General features: G+C 70.5%; 26 protein-coding genes and 1 pseudogene. 14 read left to right on the top strand and 13 right to left on the bottom strand.

What is annotated here, in order from left to right; genetic code table 11:
• Positions 1-15: 15 nt before the first annotated feature.
• The gene (locus ABZU52_RS12140) at positions 16-216 is read left to right on the top strand and encodes a hypothetical protein (protein WP_354971097.1); all 201 of its coding nucleotides are present in this window, start codon (positions 16-18) and stop codon (positions 214-216) included.
• Here the strand turns inward: ABZU52_RS12140 and ABZU52_RS12135 are convergent.
• A complete protein-coding gene (locus ABZU52_RS12135) occupies positions 168-758 on the bottom strand; it encodes a WHG domain-containing protein (protein WP_354971096.1) in 591 nt (196 codons plus the stop codon). The genes ABZU52_RS12140 and ABZU52_RS12135 overlap by 49 nt on opposite strands.
• The gene (locus tag ABZU52_RS12130; protein ID WP_354971095.1) at positions 751-1587 is read right to left on the bottom strand and encodes an alpha/beta hydrolase; all 837 of its coding nucleotides are present in this window, start codon (positions 1585-1587) and stop codon (positions 751-753) included. The genes ABZU52_RS12135 and ABZU52_RS12130 overlap by 8 nt, the downstream gene beginning before the upstream one ends.
• 107 nt (positions 1588-1694) lie before the next feature.
• Between ABZU52_RS12130 and ABZU52_RS12125 the strand changes: the two genes are divergently transcribed.
• The gene (locus ABZU52_RS12125) at positions 1695-2297 is read left to right on the top strand and encodes a methyltransferase domain-containing protein (RefSeq protein WP_354971094.1); all 603 of its coding nucleotides are present in this window, start codon (positions 1695-1697) and stop codon (positions 2295-2297) included.
• A 102-nt stretch (positions 2298-2399) separates the two neighbouring features.
• On the opposite strand, the gene ABZU52_RS12120 is transcribed toward ABZU52_RS12125, so the two are convergent.
• The gene (locus ABZU52_RS12120; protein WP_354971093.1) at positions 2400-3113 is read right to left on the bottom strand and encodes an alpha/beta hydrolase; all 714 of its coding nucleotides are present in this window, start codon (positions 3111-3113) and stop codon (positions 2400-2402) included.
• 114 nt (positions 3114-3227) lie between these two features.
• Here ABZU52_RS12120 and ABZU52_RS12115 point away from each other — a divergent pair, with 114 nt between their 5' ends.
• The 5 genes and pseudogenes from ABZU52_RS12115 (at position 3228) to ABZU52_RS12095 (ending at position 7621) form a co-directional block, all read left to right on the top strand.
• Positions 3228-3887 (top strand): DNA alkylation repair protein, encoded by a 660-nt coding sequence (locus tag ABZU52_RS12115; protein WP_354971092.1) that lies wholly within the window; start codon positions 3228-3230, stop codon positions 3885-3887.
• Positions 3888-3946: 59 nt separating this feature from the next.
• Positions 3947-5185 (top strand): MFS transporter, encoded by a 1239-nt coding sequence (locus tag ABZU52_RS12110; protein WP_354971091.1) that lies wholly within the window; start codon positions 3947-3949, stop codon positions 5183-5185.
• A 1099-nt stretch (positions 5186-6284) separates the two neighbouring features.
• Positions 6285-6461 (top strand): hypothetical protein, encoded by a 177-nt coding sequence (locus tag ABZU52_RS12105; protein ID WP_354971090.1) that lies wholly within the window; start codon positions 6285-6287, stop codon positions 6459-6461.
• A 126-nt stretch (positions 6462-6587) separates the two neighbouring features.
• Positions 6588-6914 (top strand): annotated as a pseudogene (locus tag ABZU52_RS12100) (ADP-ribosylation/crystallin J1); the annotation flags it as partial.
• 476 nt (positions 6915-7390) lie between these two features.
• Positions 7391-7621 (top strand): hypothetical protein, encoded by a 231-nt coding sequence (locus ABZU52_RS12095; protein ID WP_354971089.1) that lies wholly within the window; start codon positions 7391-7393, stop codon positions 7619-7621.
• Positions 7622-7691: 70 nt separating this feature from the next.
• Here ABZU52_RS12095 and ABZU52_RS12090 read toward each other — a convergent pair whose 3' ends face one another.
• The 4 genes from ABZU52_RS12090 to ABZU52_RS12075 form a co-directional block, all read right to left on the bottom strand.
• Positions 7692-9731: a hypothetical protein gene (locus ABZU52_RS12090; protein WP_354971088.1), complete on the bottom strand. Its 2040-nt coding sequence runs from the start codon at positions 9729-9731 to the stop codon at positions 7692-7694.
• Between the two features lie 195 nt (positions 9732-9926).
• Complete coding sequence (locus tag ABZU52_RS12085) at positions 9927-10115, bottom strand: hypothetical protein (protein ID WP_354971087.1); 189 nt, start codon at positions 10113-10115, stop codon at positions 9927-9929.
• Positions 10116-10196: 81 nt separating this feature from the next.
• Positions 10197-10838, bottom strand: coding sequence for a GNAT family N-acetyltransferase (locus ABZU52_RS12080; protein ID WP_354971086.1), 642 nt, complete (start codon positions 10836-10838; stop codon positions 10197-10199).
• A gap of 139 nt (positions 10839-10977) precedes the next feature.
• Complete coding sequence (locus ABZU52_RS12075; protein ID WP_354971085.1) at positions 10978-12222, bottom strand: cellulose-binding domain-containing protein; 1245 nt, start codon at positions 12220-12222, stop codon at positions 10978-10980.
• Positions 12223-12696: 474 nt separating this feature from the next.
• On the opposite strand from ABZU52_RS12075, the gene ABZU52_RS12070 reads away from it, so the two are divergent.
• Both ABZU52_RS12070 and ABZU52_RS12065 read left to right on the top strand, forming a co-directional pair.
• Positions 12697-13083, top strand: a complete 387-nt coding sequence (locus tag ABZU52_RS12070) for a YciI family protein (RefSeq protein ID WP_354971084.1) — start codon at positions 12697-12699, stop codon at positions 13081-13083.
• Positions 13083-14297 carry a sigma-70 family RNA polymerase sigma factor gene (locus ABZU52_RS12065; RefSeq protein WP_354971083.1) on the top strand — a complete coding sequence of 405 codons (1215 nt, stop codon included), beginning with the start codon at positions 13083-13085 and terminating at the stop codon, positions 14295-14297. Before ABZU52_RS12070 ends, ABZU52_RS12065 begins: the two co-directional genes overlap by 1 nt.
• A 58-nt stretch (positions 14298-14355) precedes the next feature.
• Here ABZU52_RS12065 and ABZU52_RS12060 read toward each other — a convergent pair whose 3' ends face one another.
• Positions 14356-15018 (bottom strand): tetratricopeptide repeat protein, encoded by a 663-nt coding sequence (locus ABZU52_RS12060; protein WP_354971082.1) that lies wholly within the window; start codon positions 15016-15018, stop codon positions 14356-14358.
• Positions 15019-15111: 93 nt separating this feature from the next.
• Between ABZU52_RS12060 and ABZU52_RS12055 the strand changes: the two genes are divergently transcribed.
• Positions 15112-16101, top strand: a complete 990-nt coding sequence (locus ABZU52_RS12055; protein WP_354971081.1) for a BtrH N-terminal domain-containing protein — start codon at positions 15112-15114, stop codon at positions 16099-16101.
• A gap of 27 nt (positions 16102-16128) precedes the next feature.
• Here the strand turns inward: ABZU52_RS12055 and ABZU52_RS12050 are convergent, their stop codons facing one another.
• The gene (locus ABZU52_RS12050) at positions 16129-16494 is read right to left on the bottom strand and encodes a GntR family transcriptional regulator (protein ID WP_354971080.1); all 366 of its coding nucleotides are present in this window, start codon (positions 16492-16494) and stop codon (positions 16129-16131) included.
• The gene (locus ABZU52_RS12045; protein WP_354971079.1) at positions 16491-17270 is read right to left on the bottom strand and encodes a hypothetical protein; all 780 of its coding nucleotides are present in this window, start codon (positions 17268-17270) and stop codon (positions 16491-16493) included. Before ABZU52_RS12045 ends, ABZU52_RS12050 begins: the two co-directional genes overlap by 4 nt.
• A 119-nt stretch (positions 17271-17389) precedes the next feature.
• Between ABZU52_RS12045 and ABZU52_RS12040 the strand changes: the two genes are divergently transcribed.
• Positions 17390-17743, top strand: coding sequence for a VOC family protein (locus ABZU52_RS12040; protein WP_354971078.1), 354 nt, complete (start codon positions 17390-17392; stop codon positions 17741-17743).
• A 417-nt stretch (positions 17744-18160) separates the two neighbouring features.
• Here ABZU52_RS12040 and ABZU52_RS12035 read toward each other — a convergent pair whose 3' ends face one another.
• The gene (locus ABZU52_RS12035; protein ID WP_354971077.1) at positions 18161-20626 is read right to left on the bottom strand and encodes a M14 family metallopeptidase; all 2466 of its coding nucleotides are present in this window, start codon (positions 20624-20626) and stop codon (positions 18161-18163) included.
• A 236-nt stretch (positions 20627-20862) separates the two neighbouring features.
• Between ABZU52_RS12035 and ABZU52_RS12030 the strand changes: the two genes are divergently transcribed.
• Complete coding sequence (locus tag ABZU52_RS12030; RefSeq protein WP_354971076.1) at positions 20863-21843, top strand: hypothetical protein; 981 nt, start codon at positions 20863-20865, stop codon at positions 21841-21843.
• The gene (locus ABZU52_RS12025) at positions 21840-22364 is read left to right on the top strand and encodes a hypothetical protein (protein ID WP_354971075.1); all 525 of its coding nucleotides are present in this window, start codon (positions 21840-21842) and stop codon (positions 22362-22364) included. The genes ABZU52_RS12030 and ABZU52_RS12025 overlap by 4 nt, the downstream gene beginning before the upstream one ends.
• 26 nt (positions 22365-22390) lie before the next feature.
• On the opposite strand, the gene ABZU52_RS12020 is transcribed toward ABZU52_RS12025, so the two are convergent.
• Positions 22391-23344 carry a cyclase family protein gene (locus tag ABZU52_RS12020; RefSeq protein WP_354971074.1) on the bottom strand — a complete coding sequence of 318 codons (954 nt, stop codon included), beginning with the start codon at positions 23342-23344 and terminating at the stop codon, positions 22391-22393.
• A 487-nt stretch (positions 23345-23831) separates the two neighbouring features.
• Positions 23832-24332: a glutaredoxin domain-containing protein gene (locus ABZU52_RS12015; RefSeq protein WP_354971116.1), complete on the bottom strand. Its 501-nt coding sequence runs from the start codon at positions 24330-24332 to the stop codon at positions 23832-23834.
• Positions 24333-24530: 198 nt separating this feature from the next.
• On the opposite strand from ABZU52_RS12015, the gene ABZU52_RS12010 reads away from it, so the two are divergent.
• Positions 24531-26045, top strand: coding sequence for a family 43 glycosylhydrolase (locus ABZU52_RS12010; protein WP_354971073.1), 1515 nt, complete (start codon positions 24531-24533; stop codon positions 26043-26045).
• Positions 26046-26154: the final 109 nt, after the last annotated feature.

The following is a 26154-nucleotide window of genomic DNA, read 5'->3' as shown; positions in this document are numbered from 1 at the left end:
CGATCAGGCGACCCGGTGATCCGTCAGCAGGACCAACCGCACATCGACCTGGCCGGGATCCACTCGGGAATCCAGACGCAACTGAGCAATCACGACAGTGCGATCAGCATCGACCCGGCGCGGTGGCGCAACCAGATCGTGCCGCTCTGGGGCCTGACCAGCACCGGTCAGCGGGCGGAGTCGTTGCCGATGGTGGCGCCGGCGCGAAGGCCCTGATCGATGAAGTTGATCAACCAGGTGAAGCTCTCATCGACGGACGCGTCGATCTGGAACCCATCGGCCGCCTCCAGGGTCGCGAAGCCGTGCACTGCGCTGCGCAGCGTCCGCATGGCGTGGATCTCCTGGTCGGGATCCAGCCGGTACCCGCTCAAAATCGCTGACAGGGAGGCGAGCACCCGCTCGGTGGCCGGGATGAACGGGTCGTCGGGGCCGGTCGGGCGGGCGGCGTTGCCGGCCGCGTACCGGCCGGGGTGTTCCCGCACGTAGGTCCGCATCGCCTGCGCGCCGGCGGCGAGGGCGTCGCTGCCGGACCGGCCCTGAATGGCGTCGCGGATGGCGTCGCCGACCTCCGTCATGGCCAGGATGGCGATCCGGTGGGCCAGGTCGGCCTGGCTGGTGACGTGCTTGTAGAGCGAGGGGGTCTTGATCCCGAGCCGTTCGGCGAGCAGGCCCATGCTGAGGTTGTCGAAGCCGACCTCGTCGACAAGCGCGGCCGCGGCTTCGGCGACCGACGCCGGAGTGAGCCGGGCCTTAGGCATTGGTCAACGTCCGGGCGAGGAAGGGCAGGGCCAAAGCGACGACCTCGTCAGGGGTCTGGACGTGCGGGTAGTGGCCCGCGCCCTCGATGACTGCCAGCTCGCCGAGCCCTCGCGGCAGGTCGGCGATGATGCGCTCACCCTCGGCGCGCGGGTCGGCCCAGTCGGGGTCGACGCTGCCCTGGATCACCAGGACCGGGCAGGTGACGTTGGGCAGTTGCTTGCCGGCATCGCTGGGGTTGGTCCTGGCCATGGCCTGGAGGACCTTCATCCGGCCGGGCTCACTCAGCTTGGCCTCGATGCGCGCCAGCTCGCTGCTCCAGCCGCCGGGCTTGGTCGGGATCGCCAGGTCGAGGTACCTGCGCCAGCTCGCCAGGCTGCCCCGCACGAGCACCTGTGCCAGTTGGAGGTAGCCGGCCCGGAAGCGCTTCACCCGCACCAACCCGGCGAGGTCGAAGGACTGTGCGCGGGTGAACGGCGCCAGCTCGATGACGCCGGCGATCAGCTCGGGCGCGCTGGCGGCCGCGATGGTCGCGGCACCACCACTGATCGACTGGCCGATGATCACGGCCGGTCCGCCGAGGTAGCGCACGACGGCAAGGAGATCGCCCGCGATGTCGGTGCGGCTGTAGCCGTGCCAGCCGAGGCTGGAGTCGCCGCAGCCGCGGATGTCGACGTTGGCGACCCGGTATCCGGCCGCGGCCAGGGCCGGGGCGACGAAACGGTACGAGTGCCGGCTGTCGCCCATGCCGTGCGCCAGGACGACCAGTGGGCCCTGCCCGGTGACCTCGTAGGCGATGGTGTTGCCGGCAATGCCCAGGTGTTCGGTCATGACGTCCTCCAGCGTTCAGCTAACGTGATTAGCGTAAGGCTAACGATGTTAGCCAGCTGGGTCAAGGGGCCGCCCCAGCAAGCTCTGGCGAGCCGTATGGTTCCGCGATGGAATCGGACACGGTGCGGCAGGCTTACACGTCCGTCGCGGAGCTCTACATCAGCTTGTTCGGCACCAGGGAGCAGGTACACCCGGACGACCTCGCCTTCATCCAGCGACACCTGGCGGGTCGACCTGGCCCGGTGCTCGATCTGGGCTGCGGGCCTGGCCACATCACCGGCTACCTTCGGGCCCTGGGTGTCGACGCGGCGGGGATCGACCTGGTTCCCGAGTTCATCGCGCATGCGCGGGCGGCCCACCCGGACGTCGAGTTCCAGCTCGGGTCGCTGGAACGCCTCGACGTCGCCGACGAGTCCATCGACGGCATCCTGGCCTGGTACTCGTTGATCCATCTGCCGCCGCCGGAACTCGACGGCGTGCTCAAGGAGTTTCGGCGGGTGCTGACCCCAGCCGGACGGTTGGTGCTGGGCACCTTCTCCGCCGACGAGGTCGGCGCCTTCGACCACAAGGTCGCGACCGCCTACCGGTGGCCGCTCGACGAGTTCTCCGAGCGACTCACCCAGGCCGGTTTCCGGGAGGTGGAACGCCTACCCCGACCCGGCGACGACCAGCACCGGCCGCATGCCGCCATGGCCGCGATCGCGGCGTGAGGGCGCCGAGGGCCGGCCTCCCATCGCGGGCCCACGCCCGGGACCACCGGTGGGCCGGCGACGGCTCGTCGTCGGCCCACCGTCAGCTGCCCGTCCGGACCGTCAGCTCACGCCCCGAACCGCCTCGATGATCGTCTCGGCGACCTCGCCCGGCTGAGCGACAGCCATCGCGTGCGAGCCGCCGACGAGCTCGCGCTGCCCCCGGGGGTTGGCCCGCTCGGCCATGAAGCGGTGCGCTTCGACGGGGATGTTCTTGTCCGCGTCCCCGAACACGAACCAGCTGGCCAACGATCGCCAGGCGGGGTCGCCGGTGAGCTTGTCCCCCAGGGCCTGTTCGGTGATCGGCCGCTGGGTCCGGGCCATCAGCGCGGCCTGGCCGCCCGACACGTCCGCGCAGAACTGCGCGTGGTACTGCTCCTGGCCGATCGCCACCTCGTTCCCACCGGTCGACAGTGGGTACTGCACCAGCGTGTCGGCGAGGGTGCCGCCGGGGAACTTCGCGGACAGCGTCATCGCCGACTCCCCGGTGTCCGGAGCGAAGGCGTTGACGTACACGAGGGCGCGCACCGAGGTGTCGCCGGCCGCGGCCTGCGTGACCACCATGCCACCGTACGAGTGGCCGACGAGGACGACCGGACCGCCGATCCCGTGGACCACATCCCGCACGTACGCGGCGTCGCCGGCGAGGCTCCGCAGCGGGTTCGCGACGGCCACCAAGTCGTACGCGCCGCCCAGCCGCTCAAGCACACCGTTCCAGCTTGCCGACTCGGCGAACGCGCCGTGCACGAGCACGATGGTGGGCTGTGGATCAGGCATGATAGGTGCCCCCCCTCACTCCGTGAAGCTGTTCACCGCCGGGTCGCACTGGTACGCCTGGATACCCGTCACGCGAGGGTGAAACGTCCGGTCCCGATGGGCAGGAGGGCTGCCATGGCTACCCCGACGTTGGCCGAGGTGATGGCCGAACTGGTCGAGCTGGAGGATCCGAAGACACGCGAGGTGAACGCCAGAAACGGTGACGATCACGGTGTGCACCTCGGCGAGCTTCGGGCGCTCGCGAAGCGGCTGAAGACGCAGCACGACCTCGCGCGCCAGCTCTGGGCGACGGGCGGGGCCTCGGCGCGGCTGCTGGCAATCCTGATCTGCCGTGCGTTCGAACGGGACGAGTTGGACGTCATGCTGCGCGAGGCACGCACCCCGAAGGTGCACGACTGGCTCCTGAACTATGTGGTGAAGAAGAGCCCGCACTCCGAAGAGCTGCGGCTGGCCTGGTTCGCCGACTCGGATCCCGTGGTCGCGAGTGCCGGCTGGGCGTTGACCACCGAACGCGTGACGAGGAAGCCCGAGAGTCTCGACCTTCCGGGACTGCTCGATGGAATCGAGGCCGAGATGAAGGACGCGCCGGATCGCCTGCAGTGGGCGATGAACCACTGCCTGGCGCAGATCGGCATCGAACACGCCGAGCACCGCGATCGGGCGATCGACATCGGCGAACGCCTGGAGGTGCTGAAGGACTACCCGACCTCCCCCGGCTGCACGTCTCCGTTCGCGCCGGTCTGGATCGGCGAGATGGTCCGCCGCACGCGATAGGGCGGCCGAGCCCGCGGGGTCGACGCCATCTGCCACCCGCCCCTATAGTGAGTTCCATTATGGGACTTACTACGTTCTGGCGATGGTGGGTGGCCGGCACGACCAGCCACCTCGGCTCGGCGGTCGGCGCGGTGGCCCTACCGCTGACCGCACTGACCGTGCTGGACGCGTCGGCCTTCGAGATGGGTCTGATCACGGCGGCGGGTTATCTGGCGTACCTCCTGATCAGCCTGCCGGCCGGGGTGATCGTGCAGCGGGTGCCGCTGCGCGGCATGCAGGTCGGCTTGGACCTGGTCCGGGCGCTCGCCATCGCGTCGGTCCCGCTGGCCTGGTGGCTCGACACGCTGACGGTGGCCCAGCTGATCGCGGTCGCCCTGGTGGTGAGCTTCGCCAACGTGCTGTTCGACGTGGCGAACCAGACCTTCCTGCCGGAGATCGTGCCGGCCACGCAGTTGCAGGCCCGCAACAGCCTCACCTCCGGCACGCACGCCGCCACCGCGCTGGGCGGGCCGTCCCTGGGCGGCCTCGCGGTGCAGCTGCTGGGCGCGGTGCCGACGCTGTTCGTGGACGCCGTCAGCTATCTGATGTCCGCGGTGTTGCTGCGCACCCTGCCAGCCCGGCGGGTGCAGCGACCGGCCGAGCGGCCACCGATGGTCACGATGATCCGTGAGGGCTGGCACTTCGTGCTCCGACACCCGATCATCGGACCGGCCATGTGGGACGCCACCGCGACGAACTTCGTCAACGGCGCGATGCTTGCCCTCTTCCCGTTCTACCTGGTGCGCGAGCTGCACGCATCGCCGGTGATGGTCGGGCTGCTGCTCGCCGCCGACGGCCTCGGCACGCTCATCGGCGCCGCGCTGACGACCCGCTTCACCAATCGCTTCGGCACTGCCCGCGGCCTGATCATCTCGGCCTTCGTCGGTGTGGTCGGCGCGCTCATCATCCCGCTGGGCACCGGCACCGCCGCATTCCTGGCCTTCGCCGTCGGGAACCTCATCTTCGCCAGCTCCACAGTGGTGCTCAGCGTGACCACCCGCACGTACCGGATGCTCGCCAGCCCGCCGGAGCTGCTGTCCCGGGTGATCGCCACGGTCAAGTTCGTCTCCTGGGGTGCCATCCCGGTCGGCGGCCTGCTCGCCGGCGTCCTGGCCGGACCACTCGGTGCCCGTACCACCCTGCTGATCTTCGGGGCGCTCACCGTGCTGTCCCCGATCATCTACCTGTCGACGCCGATCCGTCGGCTGCGTGACCTGCCGCTCGACCCCACGCCGTCACCCATCGAGGCCCGGGTGTGAGCATCCTCGATCGGTCCACCTGGGGCACCGGAGACATCGACCGGAGGTGTAGGTCGCGGTTCCGCGGGGCAAGAACCCGCACATGGAGGGAACGGCAGGATGCGAGAGGCATCCGTTCGGCCGGCGGCACCGAACCGGTGAGTCGGGCCGGGCCGAGCTGGCGACCCCGCTGACGGCGGCCGCCGTCTGATGCGGCTGAGGCACAGCCTTCCCCCGATGGCGCTCGGCGCGGTGGCGCTCGGCGCGGCCCTGGGTGCCAGCCCCGCACACGCCGAGCCCCCGTCGCCGTCGCGTCTCCCGCTGGAGGTCGCCACCTCGCCAAAGGCTATCCAGGTTCCGGTGGACGACGACGTCGAAGTGCAGCTGAATGTGCCGCTGCCCCTGCCGACCCCGGTCGTCCCCCGACCCTCACCCCTACCGTCGACGGACCCGCCGCCACTGCCGTCGACGGATTCGCTGCCCCTACCGTCGGCCGTTCCGGTGCCGACGCCGTCAGCCAAGCCCTCCATCGCCGCGCCAGGTCGACCGACCGGCACTCCGTCGTCACCGCAGACCACGCCCGCACCATCCACCTCCAAGCCCCCGAGGGCACGGGTTGCCCCGCCATCGCCGATACCGTCGACGCGCGTGCCGGCGACGGTGTCTCGGGACGACGCCCACGGCACGTCCGATGGCCAGACGTCGGAGCAGGCGCGGGCGACGATGGCCGCCGTCACCGGACAGCGGCCCAACCCGCCCGACCGTCCCGCACCGGGGCCACCGGCGATCGTGCTGGCGCTCGCGTCCGCACCGACAGGCGTCGGCACCGGCGGCGCTGATCCACCCACGTCAACGGCCGAAGGTTCGCCGCGGACCTCGCCGCTGCGGCCAGGGCTTACCGTCACCGCCGTCGACCTGCGCGCTACCAGCCGGCCCGTCGAGCGGGGCCCTCCCCCGCCCCGGCAACTCCTGATCACCCACTCGCGTCCACGACGTTGATCAGGAGAGGTTCATGGAAATCGCCGTCATCTGGATCCCCGCCCACATCGAGCCGTCAGAGCCCGCCGTCGCGAGGTGTCTCAGCCACCTTCGCCGACACTCCTACCGATTCGCAGGAGTCATGCGGGCCCCGTGGGAGACCGTCGAGCAGTCGATGATCGACGGAGAGGTGGATGTCGTCGTCATCGCCGACTTCGCCCACCTCCCGCCGGATCGTTCCCCCCGGATCGAGCTGGCCAGTGCCCCCGACGTCGACGCGGACGAGGACCGAACGGTTCCGGACCCACAGCTCGACTGACACAGCGCCCCGTCCGCAATGGACGGGGCGCTTCGTCAATCCAGCTTTCTGATCCGGACACCCTGCGGTCAGAATGTCGGACGGTGGCCTCGTGCCGCCACCACCGCGACCGGTAAGGAGCAAACCATCGGCAACTCCGACACGATTACGCTGTGGCGGCCCACCGGGCAGGCCGAACTGGACCTCGTGGCGGCGGCCGGCTGGCGGGCCTGGCCGCCACGCCTGCCCGACCAACCGATCTTCTACCCAGTGCTCAACCGCTGGTACGCCACCAAGATCGCCCGCGAGTGGAACGTCCCCGCCGAAGGCGTCGGCTACGTCACCCGGTTTGACGTGCAACGTTCGTACCTCGACCACCACGAGGTGCAGCAGGCCGGCGGCCGCGATGTGCTGGAGTACTGGATTCCCGCCGAAGAGCTTGACGACCTGAACGCCCACATCGTCGGCACGATCATCGCGGAGGCCGAGTACCGGGGCCCAGTCGACGACGAGGAGTTCACCGACGCGGAGAGGACCCTGGGCCGGGCGCTACCTGAGGCGTGGCGGACCTACCTCCAAGGCGAGTCATGGTTCCGGCGAGGCTGGATGAGAACCGACGCCTACGTGTGGCTCAATTCCCCCCACGAGATGCTCGAGCTGCATGAGGCGTGGGACCAGGCCACCGTCTCGCACAGCGATATCGCGATCATCGGCGGTGACGGCTCCAGGGAGCAGCTCGTCCTCGACCTGGGCAGCGACCCCGCCCCGGTGCTGCTGGTCGACATCTCCAGCGGCGGGTGGGGCAACGCCATCCGGCAAGCCGACGACGTCAGCCAGCTCATCGACCGCATCGAGGCGGGCACCTTCGCGTTCGACTTGGAGGACTGACCAGAACCGGGCGACAACTCCACAGTCGCCGACTTCATCCACAGCTTCTTCCGGTGCCGGTGATGACCTCCATCGTCCGCTACGTCAAGATCGATGTGACGACGGCCGGGCGTGAAGGAGGACGTGATGCGTGTGTCTGCACCTCCATCGTGACCGGCAGCACGCTGCGCGATCTGCAGTGTTCCAGCGGTCCGGACGTCTGGTCCCTGGGCGCCAACACGCTGTCGGTGTGCACCCGGGCCCTCGGCGGCATCTCGGACGTGGCGCAGAAGGAGACCGAAGTGCGCTGCTGACCTGGCGTGCGCGACGTATCCCGGCGGGGTGCTGGCCGTGCCAGCGCCCCGCCGGGTCACGAGTCTCGCGTCACGGGCAGGGTGTTCGCGCGCAGACGTCGATGACCTTGCCGGTGAGCAGGAAGACGGCCTTCTGTTTCTGGGCTCCGGCCTGGGCGCGGGGGAACTCGTGCGGATCGTCGCCGAACTCGGGCCCGGCCGGTGCGAGATTGGTCGGCGGTGGCGCGTGGGCCGCCCCGCTGTTCCAGATCACGATCGCCGAGCCGGCGTACGGGTAGCGGCGGATCGGCGTGATGCCCCAGTACGGGTGCACGTCCAGTGACCAGCCGTCAGCGAGCGCGGGGGTGTGCAGGCGGGCGCCGATGGTCCGCGCCTGCACCTCGGCCGCGGCGGGCGAGACCTGCTGGTCGCCGAAGGCCACGTGCATCAGCACCTGGTGCGCCGGGGTGCGCGGTAGTGGCCGGTCGGTCATGTGCTGGGCGTACCCGTTGGCCTCGGACCGGTCCCACAGCATCTGCAGCAGCGCGAGGATCAGCTGTTGGTCGACCTTGTCCGGGTAGTAGCCGTCCAGCACGCTCTGGAACGGTGCGAAGTCCACGCTGCGTTGCAGCAGCGTGGAGTAGTTCATCGCCGGTACGCCGAGCACCGATCGGGTCCAGTCCTGGGCGATGGCGGTGAGCGCGCCTCCGTTGATGCCGCCCTGGCTGTTGCCGTCGTAGTGCAGCCCACCCGCGCGATTGATCAGCGGCCGTGCGGTGGCGTCCCGGAACGCCGGGTGGGCGGCGAACCCGTCCGGGTGGATCATCGCGCGGCCCAGGAAGAGGAAGTTCAGGAAGCTCTGCTGCAACCGGTCCGCCACCGCGGGGAAGGCACTGAGGTCGGTGAAGGCGCCGGCCACATAGGGGACGTCGGCGGCGGCCATGCCGATCCAGCTGGTCGCGCAGAAGGTGAAGTTGTGGGTGTTCGACATCGTCTTGACGTTGCCGGCGTTGATCTCGGTCGGTCGGCCGAGCAGTCCGTGGCCGTAGAGCGAGAGGTGCGCCGGCCTCGCGGCCGAGGCACTGCGCGGGATGGTGCAGACGAAGTCCGCCGCCACCGTCACGCCGGACGGCGTGGGCAGGGCGTTCGGCGTGGGCGGCGTCCCAGTGCCGCCGGCCGGGCCGTAGTGCAGCCGGGAGCCGGGCCCGCCGGCGCCGGTCAGATAGGACGGTACGCCGATGGTGCCGGTCACCTGCCGGGCGATCAGCGGGTCCTGCGCCGGTGCATAGTCGGTCACCTGGGTGACGGTGACCGACGGCGCGGCCCGGCCGAGGTCGGCGAACGCGTCGTCCCGGACCGCCACCATCCGGCCGGTCAGCCCGTGCCGGCTGGCCACGGTGAAATCCCAGGCCAGGTAGAGGCTGTGCCGTTTGACGCCGGTCCGGGTCAGCTCGGTGAGGATCCGCTTCAGCTGCGGCACCCGAGGGTCCCGCTGCGTGAGGCCGGCACCGGTAACGTACGCGGTGAACGCCTTCGGCGCGGGGATCAACGCCCGGTTGCCGTCCCGCAGCCCGCGCAGCCCGACGACGTAGCGGGTGCCCTCGCTCAGCGCCACCGCCGGCCGGATGATCAGCAGCTGCCGGTCGGGCTGGCCGGCGGCGTGCGCGTCCAGCTCGGCCCAGTACGGCGTGCGCTCACCGGTGCGGGTGTTGAGCAGCACGATCGGCGCGCCCGGCGCCAGCGAGCGGCCGATGTCGGTGACCGGCGCGATCCCGGTCGCCGCCGCGTCGAGGCCGGGTACCCGCACCAGGATCGGCGAGCCGGGACTGAACCCGTCCTGCCGGTTCCACTCCGTCGGGTCGATCGGGGTTCCCTGCACGTTGGCGGGCATCGCGGCGGCGGCGAACCGTACCCGCTTGCCGGTGGGGCTGCTCCGGTCCGGCACCGTGAAGTAGTCGTTCGGGAACGGCAGCAGACAGGCGGTCGGGTCAATCGGGTCGCAGGACGGCTCTCCAACCGGTGCGGGAGTCGTTGGCGGTGCGGCGGGGGCCGCCGTGCCGAGCAGGACGGCGCCTGCGGTCACCAGCACGGACACGGCGAGACGGAGCCCTCTGGAGGTGGTCACACGCATCTCCTTCGACGCTGGACGGCGGATCGATGCAGGGGCTGACGGTGGTGTTCTTCCTACGCTCGTGAAAGAGACTCAGCAAGCATCGATGCGTCCGCCCGCACCCGTGAGGACGACAGACTCACGGTCGGTGGCCGGCAGCCCGATCGTGCTCAGGCTGCCGGCCACCGACCGCACCAACGACGACTCACGGGAAGGTCACGCGGTGATCACCGGCCAGGCGTAGGCGAGCAGGGCGCAGGCGGCACCCAGAAGCGCGAGCGAGACACCCCTCGTGGGCAGCGGCAGGGCGGCGAGCACGATCAGGATGACGGCGATGACGTACAGAAATGCCTGGGCCGACATGTTGTTCTCCTCGATCAGGGGTGGCGGGCGGCTGCCCGTCATCCGCGGGGATGCCCCGAGGCGTGATCGCGGAAACGTCCCGCTGATCACGGTCCGCCCACAGTTCCACGTCCGGCACAGCGCCTACGTCTGGAGCAGAAGTGCCTCAGCGCCCACCGGCCGAAACCCGGCCGCCTGGAAGGCACGCACACTTCGCGCGTTCCCGGCGGCCTGCTGGGCCCAGACCGGTTGGCCGTCGGGCACCAGATGTCGGGCGGCCGTCGCCAGCGCCCGCCCCAGGCCCCGGTGGCGACGCTCGTCGTCGACCTCTATCGCGGCCTCCCACCGGCCGGCCACCCCTCGGCCGAGGACGACCACTCCACCCTCGGTCGCCCAGACGCGGACGTCGTCACGGCGCCGACGGGCCCTGACCTCGCGGGGATGATCGCCGTCCGCGAGCTCGGTCAGCTGTAGCGGCGGCGGCCCGGCAAGGCGACTCGCGACGGTCAGCAGGTCGATCGTGTCCATGGACCGCCGGGTGCGGTCGAGCAGCGCGTTCAGAAAACGCGGGTTCATGGTGGCCGCCAGGGAGTCACAGTCGAGAGTGGCCAGCGTACGACTCACCCACTCGGGGTCCTCGTCGGTGAACACCACGGAGTGTCCGGTGAAGGCGATGACTCCGGCGTCACGGCGGTTCGGCTGCGACACCACTGTCGTCCCGCCGTCGGGTGGTGGGAAGTGCCCGTGCGCCGCCGCGTCCAGGATGTCGGCCAACGTGCGGTCCATGGTCGTCTTCTCCCCCGTTCCGGACGCGGTGGCTCGGCTCGGCCACCCCGAAGCGGGTCGATGATATGCGGCAGGGGTGTGACCGGCTGTCAGGTCACACCCCTGCCGCCTGCACCAACACGTGACAGCGCTCGGAGGATCAGCAGCCGATCCGGCTGGACCCCACCGCGACGTCGTCGTACCAGAGGGTGTCGGCCCCACCGCCGTAGCTCTCCCAGCCCAGCTTCAGGTCGGTGAGCTGCGGCCGCCAGGTGCGGTTGTACCACTGGCCGTCGATGTCGTGCGTCGGTACGCCGTCCGCGGTCAGCCCGGTGACGGCGGTGCCGTCCAACCAGGTACGCAGCCGACCGGCCGCACCGTCCACCATGAACTCCACGCAGGTCCACCGGTTGGTGGGTAGCGGCACGCTCTGCGCCACCCCGGCCGGGCTCTGCTCGGGCAGGGTCGCGTCGTCGGAGGCACGGTTCCACTGCAAGGCGCCGTTCTGGCCACCCAACCGCAGGTCCTTGTTGCCGTCGGCAGCGTCGGCCATCGCCATCATCGTGGTGTGTTCGGTGGGCTGGGCGGTGGTGTGCCGGACCCAGATCCGGCCGTACCGCACGCTGCCCACGCTGCTGAGATTCTTCGTGGACCTGATGAAGACGTGGTTGCAGTACCCGGCGGCGCCGCTGATCCGGACCGACCGGCTGCCGCTGTGCGTGGTCGCCGTGTCGATGGTGGCGGTACCAGCGCCGGAGCAGTCCGGGCTCACCACGGCCCAGTCGCCGGACGGCGTCGACCCGGTCTGGCCCTCGAAACCGTCGCAGAGCACCGCGCCGGCACACCCGACCGGCGGCACGGTCGTGGGCGGCGGAGTGGTCGGCGGAGGCGTCGTCGGTGGCGGCGTGGTCGGTGGGGGCGTCGTCGGCGGGGGCGTCGTCGGCGGCGGGGTGGTCGGCGGGGGCGTGGTCGGCGGGGGCGTGGCGCCGTTGCACGGTACGCCGTTCAGGCTGAACCCGGTCGGCGCGCCGCCACTGGAGCCGTAGGTGCCCTGCACGCCGAACTCGGTGGAGCCACCGGCCGGGATGCTGCCGTTGTACGACGCGTTGCGGGCGGTCACCGTCGAGCCGGATTGGCTGACCGTGGCGTTCCAGCCGTTGGTGACCCGCTCGTCCCCGGCGTACGTCCAGCTGACGGTCCAGCTGGAGACGGCCATGTCCCCCGGTAAGACCTTGACGGTGGCGGTGAACCCGCCGGGCCACTGATTGGGCGTGTAGTCGACCCGGCAGCCCTGAGCGGCTGCGGCCGGTCCGGTGAGTACTGCCGCTCCGGTGGTGGTCGCGGCGGCGGCCAGCGCGGCGACGACCAGCAGGGTCGACGTACGGCGGGCGCGGAGATTCGTCATGAGAGGTCCTTCTGCCATCGAGCTGAGTTGAGGCGGCGCGGCGGCGCGTCCGGGACGGACGCGGCGCGACAACCTGCCCTGGGTACGGCGCGGGGATGCGCCACAGCGACCGGTCGCGCGTACGACCGAGGTGCCCGGCTCGGGGTGGACCTGTCAGCCGCCGACGGCCCGGTCCCCCGGGCCTCGGCGGCGCCCATCCCCAATCTATTGATATCTGACTATCTAATCAAGCGTCGGCGCGCCGGGTGGAGGCAGGTGACGACCGAACGACTCGGCCCGTTCACCTCGGATCTGGTCCGGCTCGGCGCCCCGATTGACGGCACCGTCTGACGCGGTCTGACGGGCGGAGGCGCGGATCCGGGAATCGGTTGCGTCGCGGCGAGAGAATCCTCCGGCGATGTCGATTCGCGGGCCGCTCGTTCGACGAGTGCGTGCGAGGGTCGGGAGGCGGCCCCGTCGGATGAGGAGAGCACGATGTCGAGATACATGTTGATCATGCGCGGCACCGACGAGACGAACGCGGCCATGATGGCCTCGATCGATGAGGCGATGGCCGCGACCGGCCGGTTCATCGAGGACATGATGAAGGCCGAGGTTCTCGTCGCGGCCGAAGGTCTGGACGATCCGCGCCAGGGCGCCGTCGTCGACTTCGGTGGCGAGACACCGGTGGTCACGGACGGTCCGTACGGCGAGACCAGAGAGTTGTTCGGGGGCTACTTCCTGCTCGACGTCGCCACGAAGCAGGAGGCGGTCGAATGGGCCAAGCGGGTCCCCGCGGTCCGCGGCTCCAAGATCGAGGTCCGGCGGGTAGCCGAGGCCGACGAGGTCCCGCCGGGTAGCGAGAGCAACGGCCAGATCTGATGGGTACGGCCGACATCGAGGCCGTCTGGCGGATCGAGTCGGCGCGGATCGTGGCCGCGCTGACCCGGTTCACCGGCGATTTCGGGCTGGCCGAGGACGCCGCCCAGGAGGCGGTGGCCGAGGCACTGGTCTCCTGGCCGCGTGCCTCTCCGGCCAATCCGGCCGGCTGGTTGATGGCCACGGCCCGGCGGCGGGCGATCGACGCGATCCGCCGCCGGGCCGCCCTCCAGGACCGGTACGCCCTGCTGGCGACCGATCTCGCACCCGGCCAGGAGATCGACCCCGACCGGATCGACGACGATGTGCTGGCGTTGATGTTCGTCAGCTGCCATCCGGTGCTCTCCCGCGAGGCGCGGGTGGCGCTGACCCTGCGGGTGGTCGGCGGCCTGTCCAGCGAGGAGATCGCCCGCGCGTTCCTGGTGCCCGTACCGACCGTGCAGGCCCGGATCACCCGGGGCAAGAAGACGATCGCGGCGGCCGGGGTGCCGTTCGAACTGCCGCCGGCCGACGAGCGCCGGAAGCGGCTGGGCGGCGTGCTCAGCGTTCTCTACGTGATCTTCACCGAGGGGTCGACGGCGACGTCGGGCGACCGGCTGCTGCGCCCCGACCTCGCGTACGAGGCGATCCGGCTCGCCCGCACCCTCGCCGCGCTCCAGCCGGACGAGCCGGAGGTGCACGGCCTGCTCGCCCTGTGCGAGCTGACGGCCGCGCGCTTCCCCGCCCGCACCGACCCGGACGGCACCCCGATCCTTTTGGCGGACCAGGACCGTCGGTTGTGGGACCTCTCGGCGATCCACCGTGGGCTGGCCGCGCTGGCCAGGGCGTCGCGGCGCGGCCTCGGCGGCTACGGTCTACAGGCCGCGATCGCGGCCACCCACGCGTCGGCGCCCTCGGTCGCGGAGACCGACTGGGCCCGGATCGTCCGGCTCTACGAGGCGCTCGGCCGGGTCGCGCCCTCGCCGGTGGTCGACCTCAACCGAGCCGTCGCCGTCGCCATGGCCTCGGGACCGGTGCCGGCGCTGGCCACCGTCGACGAGCTGATCGCCTCCAACCGACTACCCCTGTCGCACCTCGTGCCGACCGTACGCGGTGAGCTGCTGACCCGCCTCGGCCGGCTTCCGGAGGCCCGCGCCGAGCTGGAGCTGGCCGCCCGGCTCTGCCCCAATCAACGCGAACGCTCAGTGCTGCTGCGCAAGGCGGCCACACTGAGCTGACTGCTTCAGCACCGCCGGCCGAAACCTGGACGCCGCTCACCTGCCCGTGGCCGCAGGCTCAGATCTGCGCTCTCGCCTGCTCGATGTGTCGGGCGACGGCGTGCGCACCATGGGTGCGTGCGATGGCGTCCGCTTCGTCGAGGGTGGCGAGCGCGTCCGTTCGACGGTCCTGGGCGGCGGCGATGTAGGCCAGTCCGATCATGTTGGAGGCCATCCCCGGCAGCGCCCCGACCTCCCGGCGCAGCCGGGTCGACTCCTCCAGCCGCTCACGCGCCTCGTCCAGCCGACCAGCCGCGTGCGCCGCGATGCCCAGGTGGCGTAGCGCCTCGGACCGGGTCGACGTGTCGCCGGTCTCCGCCGCCAGTCGGCAGGAGCGCTCCAGGTACGGAACCGCGGTCTCGTCGTCACGCCGGATGAACTGGTGCAGACAACCGATCCAGAACGATGCCTCGGCTTCGCCGCGGGTGTCCCCCAGCGCCCGGTACAGCTCGAGCGCGCGCTCGAACAGCGGCAGCTCGGCGGGATCCTCGGTGGGCGACGAACCAGCGTCGGCGGGCCCGCTCTGAAACCGGGCGTGCAGGATCATCCCCCGCGCCAATGCCGCATCGGCCTCGACGGCGTGCAGGCCCTGCTCGGCGTCGATCAGCCCGCTGGCGTCGCCGCCGAACACCGCCCGTTCGTAGATCTCTCGGGCCCGTACGATCCGATGGTCGGTGCTCATGGTCGCCCCCGCTGGCATCGCCACTACCTGCTAGGACCGGCAGTCTAGTCGGCAGGCCGCCTGGCCCGCCCGCCCGCCCGATCAGGAGGCCGGATGGTCATCGAGAATGTGGCGTTCCCCGCCGGCCAGCACTGCGAGACCACCACCCTCGGCGCCCTGCTGCGCCACGAGGGCCTGGACCTGTCCGAGCCCATGCTGTTCGGCCTCGGCGAAGGTCTGGGCTTCGTCTACTGGGATGCCAGGAGCATGGACTTCCCGTTCCTCGGTGGCCGCACCAAGCCGACCACGATCACCCGAACCGTGGCCGACCGGCTGAGCCTGACGTTGCGGATCCAGGAGACCGCCTCACCCGGCAAGGCGTGGCAGAACGTCGCCGCCTCCCTCGCCGCCGGCCGCCCGGTCGGCCTGCAACTGGACTCCTACCACCTCGACTACTTCACCACGAAGGTCCACTTCGGCGGGCACTTCGTCGCCATGTACGGCTACGACGACACCCACGCCTACCTGATCGACACGGCCCAGCAGGGCGGCCCCGTGACCACCACGCTGACGAGCCTGGCGCAGGCCCGCAACGAACGTGGGCCGATGACCGCCCGCCACCTCTCCTACACGGTGGCCGGCCCTGGTGGTCCCCCGGATCTGGGCGCCGCCATCCGGGCCAGCATCCGCGGCAACGCCGACACCTTCCTCAACCCACCCATCGCCAACCTCGGCCACCGGGGCATCGCCAAGGCGGCCCGGCAGGTGACCCGGTGGCTGGACCGCTCCAGCGACCCGTCACGCGACCTGCCGCTGGCCGCGGCGCTGATGGAACACGGCGGGACGGGCGGTGCCCTGTTCCGGGCCATGTACCGCGACTTCCTCGCCGAATGCGCCACCCTCGTCGACGACGCCGGCCTCCGCCTGGCTCACCAGATGTACGCCGGGATCGCCCCGATGTGGACCGAGGTCTCCCACCACATGGCGGCGGCCGGGGAGACCGGTGACCCGGACCAACTCACCCGCGCCTCGGCGATCCTCAGCGAACTCGCCGACCGGGAACGCCAGGCGATGCGGATCCTGGCCGGCATCCGTACCGACTGATCACCTCCACGACCATTGGCGGGTGGTTCATGGCACCGAAGGGTGATTCAGCGCCGCCTCGACGATTCGGATCGCCTCGGTGGCGTCGATTCCGACGCTGGCGATGACCGCCGCGTAGTCACGGGCGGCGCGGCGGGCCTGCTCAAGGGAGTGCTCGCCGGCGGCGGAGACGAACGAGCCGGCCCGCCCGTGGGTCTCGATCAGCCCGGCCTCCTCCAGTTCCCGGTACGCCCGGCCGACGGTGTTCACGGCGAGGCCGAGGTCGGCGGCGAGCCGGCGGATCGTCGGCAGTCTCGTGCCGACGGCGAGCGAGCGGTCCTGGATCTGCCTCGCGAGCTGGGCTCTGAGTTGCTCGTACGGCGGCGTCGGCGAGGCCGCGTCGATGACGATCATCGGATGGCCATGGCCCGCCGTGCCGCCGTCCCAACATCCGCAGTCCGCATCTCGACAAGGTAGAGCGCGGCGACGCCGGCCACCACGAGCCCCACCGAGACGGCGTTCCACCAGCCGAGCGATTCCCCGGACAGGAGGATGGCCGGCAGCGACCACACCAGGCTCGGTGTGACGAGGGCGCGGGTGTCTTCGACCCGCATGATGACATCGGCCGTGAGTGACGTCTCGTCCTCGGCCACGGCCGGGCTCGCCAGGATCTGGCGCAGTTGCATGATGATGCCGGCGCCGGAGCCGGCGAGGCTGATCAGCACGACGATCGCCCCGTACCGCAGGCTGGAGTCCGAGACCGGCAGCACGCTCACCGCGAGGAGCCCCGCGCCGCTGAACGTGGCAACAGTGAAGACGGCGTGCGGCCGGCCGAGCACCGCTGGCCAGCCGAGCTCGACCGGGTGGGCCACCCGTCGGGACAGTTGCGCGCCGGCCCGCAGGTCGACGCGCCGCACCCACCAGCCGAGCAGCCACTGCCCCACCAGCAACCCGACCACCAACGCCGTCAGCACCAGCACCGGCAGCCAGGAGGACGCGTCGTCGGCGAGCCGCCCCAGCACGTGCGTCAGTGCCGCACCGAGCAGGAATACGGCCAGGAGGAAGCTGCCGGCAGCCTTGGCACGCGAGCGTGCCGCCAGCCGCGCCGCGATCAGCGGGGTCGGCTCCGCGTCGGCCAGGCCGTGCCGGGCCAGCCACCGCCCGGCCTCCGTGTGATCCGCCTCGCGCATGACACCACCTCCGGACGTCCCAAGCATTGTCTCAACAAGATGAGTCATAACATGCGACAATGTCAACCCGGGGTGTCCGGATAATCAGAAGGTCTCGATCGCCCGACCTGGAGGTCCCCATGCGCGTCATCCGCATTCTGCCCAACCTTCCGGTGGCCGACGTCAGCGCCGCGAAGGGCTTCTACACCGACTTTCTCGGTTTGAGCACCGAGGCGTTCAACCTGGGTTGGGTGGCTCGCTACACCTCGTCCGACCCCGACGTGGCCGTGCAGCTCGTCTCCGGCGACGCGTCCGCACCCGAGGACTCGGTCATCAGCGCCCAGGTGGACGACGTGGACGGCGCCTACGCCGAGGCACAGCGGCTCGGCTACGACATCGTGCACCCGCTGACCACCGAGCCGTGGGGCGTGCGCAGGTTCTTCGTCCGCGCCCCGGACGGCAACGTCATCAACGTGGCGGCGCACCGCCCCTGAAGCGGTGCCGACAATCCCGAGGGATTGACCCTCACCGACGCCCGAAGTTAACTGCACATCAACGAAGTGGATCGATGTTCACCGGAGTGCCGCCGACGCGGCACGGGTGGCACCGCTCCGCGTCGTCTCGACATCGCCCTCGTTTCGGCGGACGTGGGCATACCGGGGCACTTCCCGGCGTGCGAGACCCGCATCCGCACGACGATCCAGAGGAGATCGTGTCGGTGAAGATGACGCCGCCGCTACAAATCGCGCTCGCTGGCCCTGCCCGCGTACGGCTACTCGCTGTGGGAGCTGGAGGTGTACGGCAGCTGAACGACCGAGCTCGACCCGGTCGTGCGGAATTGCCGGCACGCGACCGTTGCCCCGTCGACGCGGGTGGACCGCACCGACGGGACAACGCCTCTCGGGGCCTCGCTACCCCTTGGCGATCCTGATCGTCGCGGTGCGGTAGTTGTTGCGCTTGTCGTTCTTCGTCGGGTCGTAGTTCTTCTCGATGTTGCCGGCGCTGTCGACCGAGAACCAGCGGAACGTCGTCGTCTCGGTCAGGTGGAACACCTGCCCCGGCTCACGGAACTCGGTCGCCGCGTAGCGGGGCGACTCGAGCGTGGGCCGGCTGCCGTCGGTCGTGTAGTAGATGGTGGCCGGCTCGCTGGTCTCGAAGTGCACGTCGACCGGCCCGGAGTAGCGCCCCGCGCCGGGGACCAGCTGGGACGTCGGGTTCTTGTTGTCCCGGCCCCAGTCCGCCGCGACCCGGAACATCTCCATGATCCCGTTGGCGTACTCCATCGTCTCGGCGTGGCCGCTGACGAGGTCGGGGTTTCCCACCCAATCCGGTTGGAACGAACCGCCCTGCCAGTCGCCGGTGACCGGGTTGTAGACCGAGCCGCCGACCTCCCAGCCGAACGCGTAGATGCCGTAGGTGTGGTACAGGTCCTCGCGCACGTTGCCCGCCGAGGAGTAGAGGACGTCCGACGAGCCGCCGACGTTCTCCGGCGTGACGACGGTCTCCCGGTACGCCTTGACCTGCGACAGGATCCGGGCGGCGGACTGCCAGTAGAACGCCTCGTCACCCAGCGGCGGACGCGGCGTGGTGATCCGACCGTCCGCGATGTAGGCGCCTGGCTGCCAGAAGAGCTGACCGCCGTTGGAGTGCACCGACATCATGAACTTGATGTTCTTGTACTTCTCGACCAGCCAGATGATGTTTTTCGACTCGGGCTCGGACAGCTCCGCCGGCCCCTGGTAGGTGTCGCTGACGCAGCTGGTCGACGCGCCCGCGTAGCCGTCGTGCCCCGAGCCGACCCGATAGTTCCGGTTCAGGTCGACGCCCCAGGAGTTGCGTCGACCCGGATCGGCGTTCGCGTCCGGGCAGTGGTTGGTCATGTTCCGGCGTTGGGAGGCGAAGTTGTAGAAGCTGTAGTTCGCCCCGTCCGGGTTGTTCGACAGGATGAAGAAGACATCGGTGTTCTCGACGATCCTCTTCGTCTCCCGATCGGACCGGTAGTTGTGCACCAGACGTTCGGCGGACTCCAGGCTCGTCGTCGCCGGCACCCACTCCCGGGCGTGGTCCTGCGCCTGGATCAGGACACCGGGCTTCTTACCGTCACGGTGCTTGCCGATCCGCAGGACCGGGATCGTGGCCGGGCCTCGCGGCACCTCGCCGGCCGGCGCGCCGACCCGCTTCTGGTCGAGGAAGTCGGTCAGCGCGACCGGCCCAGCCGTCGGTGCGACGACCCCGGAGCCCTCGTTGGTGCGGTACGGGTGCGCGCTGTCGATCAGCCCCGCGGACCGGGTCCGCAGAGCATCGGCCACCTCGGCGGCCGTGCTCTTCGGCGCACCGGAGGCGTCCGTGGCGAGCAGGACCCGGACCGCCTTGCCGGTGACCTCCACCGCGAGCGGGAGGTCCGGCTCGGGCCGGTCCACGAAATCCACAGTGATGTCGTTGCCACCCTGGTGGCCCCAGGCCGCCGAGGTGACGACCACCGCGGCCTGCCCGGTACCGCCGATCTGGGCCTGCGCCTTGCGCTGGTACCCGTTGGTCTGGTTCGGCAGGTAGACGATCTCGGCGATGTCCGGGTACTGCCGGGCAATCTCCTCGGCACGGCTGTAGAGCTGCTGCGGGTGCCGGTAGCCGTCCACGAAGTCCGACTTGTAGGACGGGCTCGCGGTCAGCGGTGGCGGGGCGTCCTCCAACCAGTTGGAGACAACACCCGTGGTGACACCACCGGTGGAACTCGTCACCCGGATCTTGGTGGGGCGTACGTCGAGCTTGAACAGGTTCCGGTGGAACATGTACTGCCCCGAGTCGACGAACCGGCTCATCGTCCGGGCGAAGCCGAACGGCGTGCCCTTGCCCGAATCGTTCTCCACCTGCATCCCGACGATCGGGTCCGCCTGCTGACCCTCGGTGGTGCGCGCCTCGACGTACAGGAAGCCCTGGCCCTTGGTGGTGAACCAGTCGGCGCGGACGACGCGTACCGTCGCCTGGTGGTTCGTTGGCTGGGCCGCCCGCGCGCCGGCCGCGCCGATGCCAATGCCGCCGTCGGCCTCGTCGCTCCAGGCAAAGCCCGCCTCGTCGCCGAGCACGTCGACGCCCATCGCGGTGAGTTCGGCGACCTGCTCGGCGGTCATTACCGCCTCGCCCTCGATGCCGTTCGGCACGCGCCGCAGGCCGTGTTCGAGGTCAAAGCCGGCCGCGGCCACCTTGTCCAGCATGTCCGCGCCGGTCAGCCTGATGTGGACGAGACGTACCTGCTGGGGTTGTTCGGCGGCGGCCGACGGCCCCGGCGGATCCGCGCCCGCAGGGCCGGTCGTCACGAGGATGCCGCCCACCAGGGTGGACAGCGCGAGAAGCGCGATGCGCCGTGGTGTACGCCGCATTCCCCCTCCTTCTACTTATGACGGTTGATTGCCGGCGGACCGGTCCGGTGAGCGTATGTGCGATCGCGCCGGCAGCGGCTCACGTCGATCGAATTTGAGCATTCCTTGAGGCGACGGCGGGCCGGTCCCCCGACAGAGGGAGCGCATCCCCTGCTGTCGGGGAGGACGGTTGGTCCGCAGCCCGCGATCGTTTGTCCATGGCTGTCGTTGCAAGACCAACCCGCGCAGGACGGTGGGTGCTGGCGTGCGCCGTGTTCGTCGTCGCCGCGGTGGCCCAGCGGCTCTACTGGATCGCCGGTGGCCGGTGGGGGTACACCGCCTGCGATCGCACCGATCTGGTCGATCCGACCGGTGGGTGCGGTGCGGAACAGGTCGTGGCGGTGCCGTTCTGGTCGGGGTGGGGAGCGGTGGGGGTCGGGGTCGCCCTCGCGGTGGTGCTCGCGTGCGCGGTCCGGTTTCCCGGGAGCTGGGCGAGCACCGGTAGCTGGGCTGCGGCCGCGCTGCTCCTGGTGGTCGCGTTCCCGCTGCACCTGGTCTTCGAGGTTCCTGCGGCGTTGGCGGGACGGCCCTCGGACTGGCGTGACCTCGGCGCCCGGCTCGCGCTGGTGGCCGGTGGCGTCCTGTTCGCCGGGCTCGCGAACGCATCAGGGCTCCGGCGCGGACCGGCGGCCGTCGGCTACCGGCCGGTGCCGCGGTGGACACGCCGCTGGGCGTACGTCGCCGTCGCGCTGCCCGTGGCCGGCTGGGCCGTACCCCACGCGCTGTGGGTGCTCGGCGTCCCGGTCGGCATCTCCCAGCGGGAACTGACCGACATCCAGCAGAATCTCTCCACGCAGACGGGGGTGGCGATCACACTCGTCCCGCCGCTCGCCGGCCTGCTCGTCCTCGGGTTGGTACAGCGGTGGGGACAGCTGTTTCCGCGCTGGGTGCCGGGACTGCACGGTCGGCAGGTCCCCCGGCGGCTGGCGGTGATCCCGGCCGCAGTGGTGGCGCTCACGCTGGTCACCTACGGCGTGCTGAGCATCGCTGTGCTCGTCGGCGAACTGCTCACCGGTGACACCCGCTGGTCCGACGTGTGGGACGGGTGGGCGGTCACCGCCACGCTGCTGGTGTTCCTCGGCTGGGGCGTGTCGTTGGCCGTCACCACCGTCGGCTACGCCCTCGCCACCTCGGCCCACCCCTCAATGACCGGCATCCCAGAATCGGAGCGTCCATGAGCCCCACTGACCCTGTCCACGTCTCGACCGGTGCTCCGCCTCAGTGGGCGGTCTGGGCCGCCTACGCCGTTCCGCTCTGCGTCCTGCCGTCCGCGCTCTGGCGACTGTCGTTGGTGTTCACCAACGATGGGGTCACACAGTGGTACATGATCTTCCTGTCCGCCCTGTCGATGGGGCTGGCGCTGTTGACACTCGGACTGGTGCACCGGTGGGGGCAGCGAGTTCCGCACTGGATACCCCGCCTCGGAGGCCGCCGCATACCGGCGCGCCCGGTCGTACGCGTCGCGCTGATCGGCGGCTGGTCGCTCGTCGCCATCTGCGTCTACTTCCTCCTGAACCAGAGGTTCCACTTCGTGCAGAGCACCTGGGTGGGCATCGGCGACGACGAACCGGTGCACCCGACTCCCGGCTGGGAGGTGCTCCGCTACTACGCCCCGATGCTCGGGTGGGGACCGCTCGTCATCGCCCTGGCCGCCGACTACGGCCGGCGCGCAGCGTGCTCGGGGCCGACTCGGCGCTGATCCGCCGACAGCGGCAGCGCCCGTGCTCAGAACGTGGCGATCGGGTTAACCGGGCTGCCGGAGGTGCCGGCGAAGCGGACCGGCGCGACTGCCAGCTGAAAGTCCCACTGGCCGAGCTCGGCTGCCGTCGTCGCGCACGCCTCCAGGTCGCAGTTGTCGAGCATCCACAGACCCATCGCGACGAGACTCACGGCGTGCACCGGCATCAGCACGTCGTCGTACCCCGACGGCTGCACGTCCTGTGGGGTGTCAGCGCCGATCAGCGCGACCCCCCGTTCATGCAGCCACGGCAGGCAGGACGCGTGCCAGCCGGCCTGGGTGAAACCGGTGGCCGCACCGTTCTCGTGCCGGAAGCGGCCATAGCCGGTCCGCAGGAGTACCGCGTCGCCGGGTCGCACCCGCACGCCCTGGCGACGCTCGGCCTCCTCGAGATCGTCGGGAAACACCCCGTGCCCCGGCTCCCACCACGGCACACCGCGGGCCGCCGCCACATCCAGCAGGACACCACGCGTGACGATCCCGTTCGCCGCCGCCGTCACGGCCGCCCACGCCGAGCCCGTCGCGGCGTCGACCAACGAGTGCGACCGCCCGTTGTACATCAGGCCGTCCCAGAAGATGTGGCACGGCGAGTCCAGGTGGGTGAGGGTGTTGCCGTGGAACGAGATGCCGAGCCGCTCGGACGAGAAGCCCCAGCGCCGGTCGGCGTGGAAGTGCTCCGGCATGTTCTCGGCGCCCGGCATGTCGGCGGCGCACGGGCACGTCGTCGTCGCCCGTTCCATGTCTCCCGGTACGGCAACCTCCCACCCGCAGGACACGCTCCTGCCGTGACGCACCGCCCGCGCCGCCGCCAGCCGGACGTCGCCCGTGATGTGGTTCAGCGTCCCGAGCTCGTCGTCGTCGCCCCACCGCCCCCAGTTGGACAGCGTGTCGAAGTACCCGAGCACGTCGTCCTGGGTCGGCATCGGCCGCCCTGCCGTCATCTCGCATCGACTCCTCTGGTCACGCGGTTTCGGGGCACCGCAGGTCAGGGTAGTCCGCGACTCGGGCGCACCTCCGGTCTCCGGTGCCACCGGCCAGGTGGTCCTCCTGGTGGTTGAGGAAGAAGACCAGCGAGCCATCTGCCGGTGGGCCGAAGCCGTCGACTCTCGGCCAGACGTCCGTCCGGGTCGGGGAGGTGGCGGGGGCGCCGACCCTCACCGGCCACACCAGAGGCACCCTGCCTTTGCTCTGCACCCGCCCACGCACCACGCACGGTCCGTGACTGGCGCGTGGGCGGGTGCAGAGCAAAGGGCGGATTCCGCGCGGCACACCGTACGGGCGGGTCGCTAACTCGGCTGAGGGACGAGACTTCGCTCTAGCGAGGGAGGCGGTCCGGATGTGCGACGGCGAACGGCGACGCCGGCCCCGACGCGGTTCGGCTTCGGGCGGCGGCCGGCGCGGACCTGGTGAGACGAGGGTGCCGCCGGGTCAGGACAGGCGAAGCTGCTCGCGGAACCAGGCCCGGTCGGGGTTCACCACAGCCTGATCGCCGAGCACGACGGTCGGTACGGTCTCGTTGCCGTCGGCTACCGCCCGGACGGCGGCGGCAGCGGCCGGGTCCTGCCAGATGTCCACCCAGTGCGCTCGGCGGGCGAGCCGGCCGAGGGAAAACCGGAGCTGGAGGCAGTAGCGACAGCCGGGACGCCAGTAGACGATCGGCCGGCCGTCCGACGCGCTGGCCCGCCGCGCCTCGGCGGCGCTCACCGGGCGGGGAAAGGCCCACGGCGACAGCAGCAGGGCCAACGCCAGGAAGACCAACAACTTGACGCCGCCAACGACGGACAGGCCATCGGCCAGTTGCGCCACCGCCACCAGCACACCGCACGCCGCCATCAGGATCGCCAGAACCCACCGTCGAAGCACGCCGAGCACACTACCTCCCGGTGCCGGGATGGCCACCGCCACCGTTCCAGCCAGGTCGGAGACCATCACGCCTTGACATGTATCGATGTTAACGCCAACATGAGGTCCGCTACCTGGAGGCAACGCCACCGCCACATTCCCAGCCCTTCGCGCTTCTGCCCCGTCCGGCCCGATGCCGTTGCCTGGCGTCAACCGGATCGGCTGCGGTGTCGCGGCGGTGTCACAGGTGCTGGTCAATGTCCGTTCCCAACTTGCGGAGGACAGATGCCGCTGCCACTCGCCCCTACCGACCCGATCGCCCGCCGAGCCGTCCGCCGGGGCTCTGTCGGCCGCGGTGGCCCCCGGCGTCTACGGTCGGTGCTGGCCGCGGTGTTGCTGGTGCTCGCCGGGTCGGCCGGCCTGCCCACGGCCGGGCCGGCGCACGCCGCACCGGCCGTCAGCTACACCAATCCACTGGTCAACCAGCGGGCCGACCCACACATCTTCCGGCACACCGACGGCTACTACTACCTGACCGCGACCGTGCCGCAGTACGACCGGATCGTGCTGCGCCGGGCGACCACCCTGCAGGGGTTGGCGACGGCGGCGGAGACGACCATCTGGAGCCGGCACACCAGCGGAGAGATGGGCGCCCATATCTGGGCGCCGGAGATCCATTTCATAAACAACCGGTGGTACGTCTACTTCGCCGCTGGCCGCACCGACGACGTGTGGCGGATCCGGATGTACGTCCTGGAGAACGCCAACGCCAATCCGCTGACCGGTTCGTGGACCGAACGCGGCCGGATCACCACGCCCTGGGACACCTTCAGCCTGGACGCCTCGACCTTCGTCGCCAACGGGGTGCGCTACCTGACCTGGGCACAGCAGGAACCGGGAATCTCCACCAACTCCAACGTCTACCTCGCCCGGATGGGTGCCAACCCGTGGCAGATCACCGGCACCGTGACCCGGCTCGTCGTGCCCACGTACGACTGGGAGACCCGCGGCTACCGGGTCGCCGAGGGACCGGCGGTGATCCAGCGCAACGGCCGCGTCTTCCTTACCTACTCGGCCAGTGCCACGGACGCCAACTACTGCCTCGGCATGCTGAGCGCCTCCGCCACCGCGAACCTGCTCGACGCGGCCTCGTGGAGCAAGAGCCCGTCACCGGTGTTCGCCAGCAACGCCGCCACCGGCCAGTACGGCCCCGGCCACAACTCGTTCACCGTCTCGGAGGACGGGCAGAGCGACATCCTGGCCTACCACGACCGCAACTACCGCGACATCAGCGGAGACCCGCTCAACGACCCGAACCGGCGGACCCGGCTGCAGAAGGTGTACTGGAACGCCGATGGCACGCCCAACTTCGGCATTCCGGTACCCGACGGGATCACCCCGGTCCGGCTGCGGTCGCACGACCAGTCCACCAGCTACATCCGGCACTACGACTACCGGGCCCGGCTGGAGCCGAACGTGACCAACCTGGCTGACTCGCAGTTCCGTATCGTCACCGGCCTCGCCGGCGGCGGGACGGTGTCGCTGGAGTCGACAAACTTCCCGGGCTACTACCTGCGGCACCGGGGCTACGCCCTGTACGTGGAACGCAACGACGGCTCGACGCTGTTCAGCGCCGACGCGAGCTTCCACCGCCGGTCCGGCCTGGCCGCCAGCGCCGGGCTCTCCCTGGAGGCCCAGAACTTCCCGGGCCGGTACGTGCGCCACCGCGACGGACTGCTCTACCTGGACGCGCTGACGTCGAGCGCCGAGCACCCCTCCGCCACCTTCCACCTGGAATAGAGGACCGCTGCCCTCCACCACCACTAGAACACCGTCCGGCGGCGGCACTCTCCGCCGGGGACGGCGGACGCCCTGGTGCTGGCCGTGATCACCACGTTGGTCGGCGCGC

Source organism: Micromonospora sp. NPDC005220, from assembly GCF_040607895.1.
Taxonomy (GTDB): Bacteria; Actinomycetota; Actinomycetes; order Mycobacteriales; family Micromonosporaceae; genus Micromonospora.
Note: the sequence above shows the minus strand (reverse complement) of the source record. Positions and strands in the feature narration are given on the sequence as shown.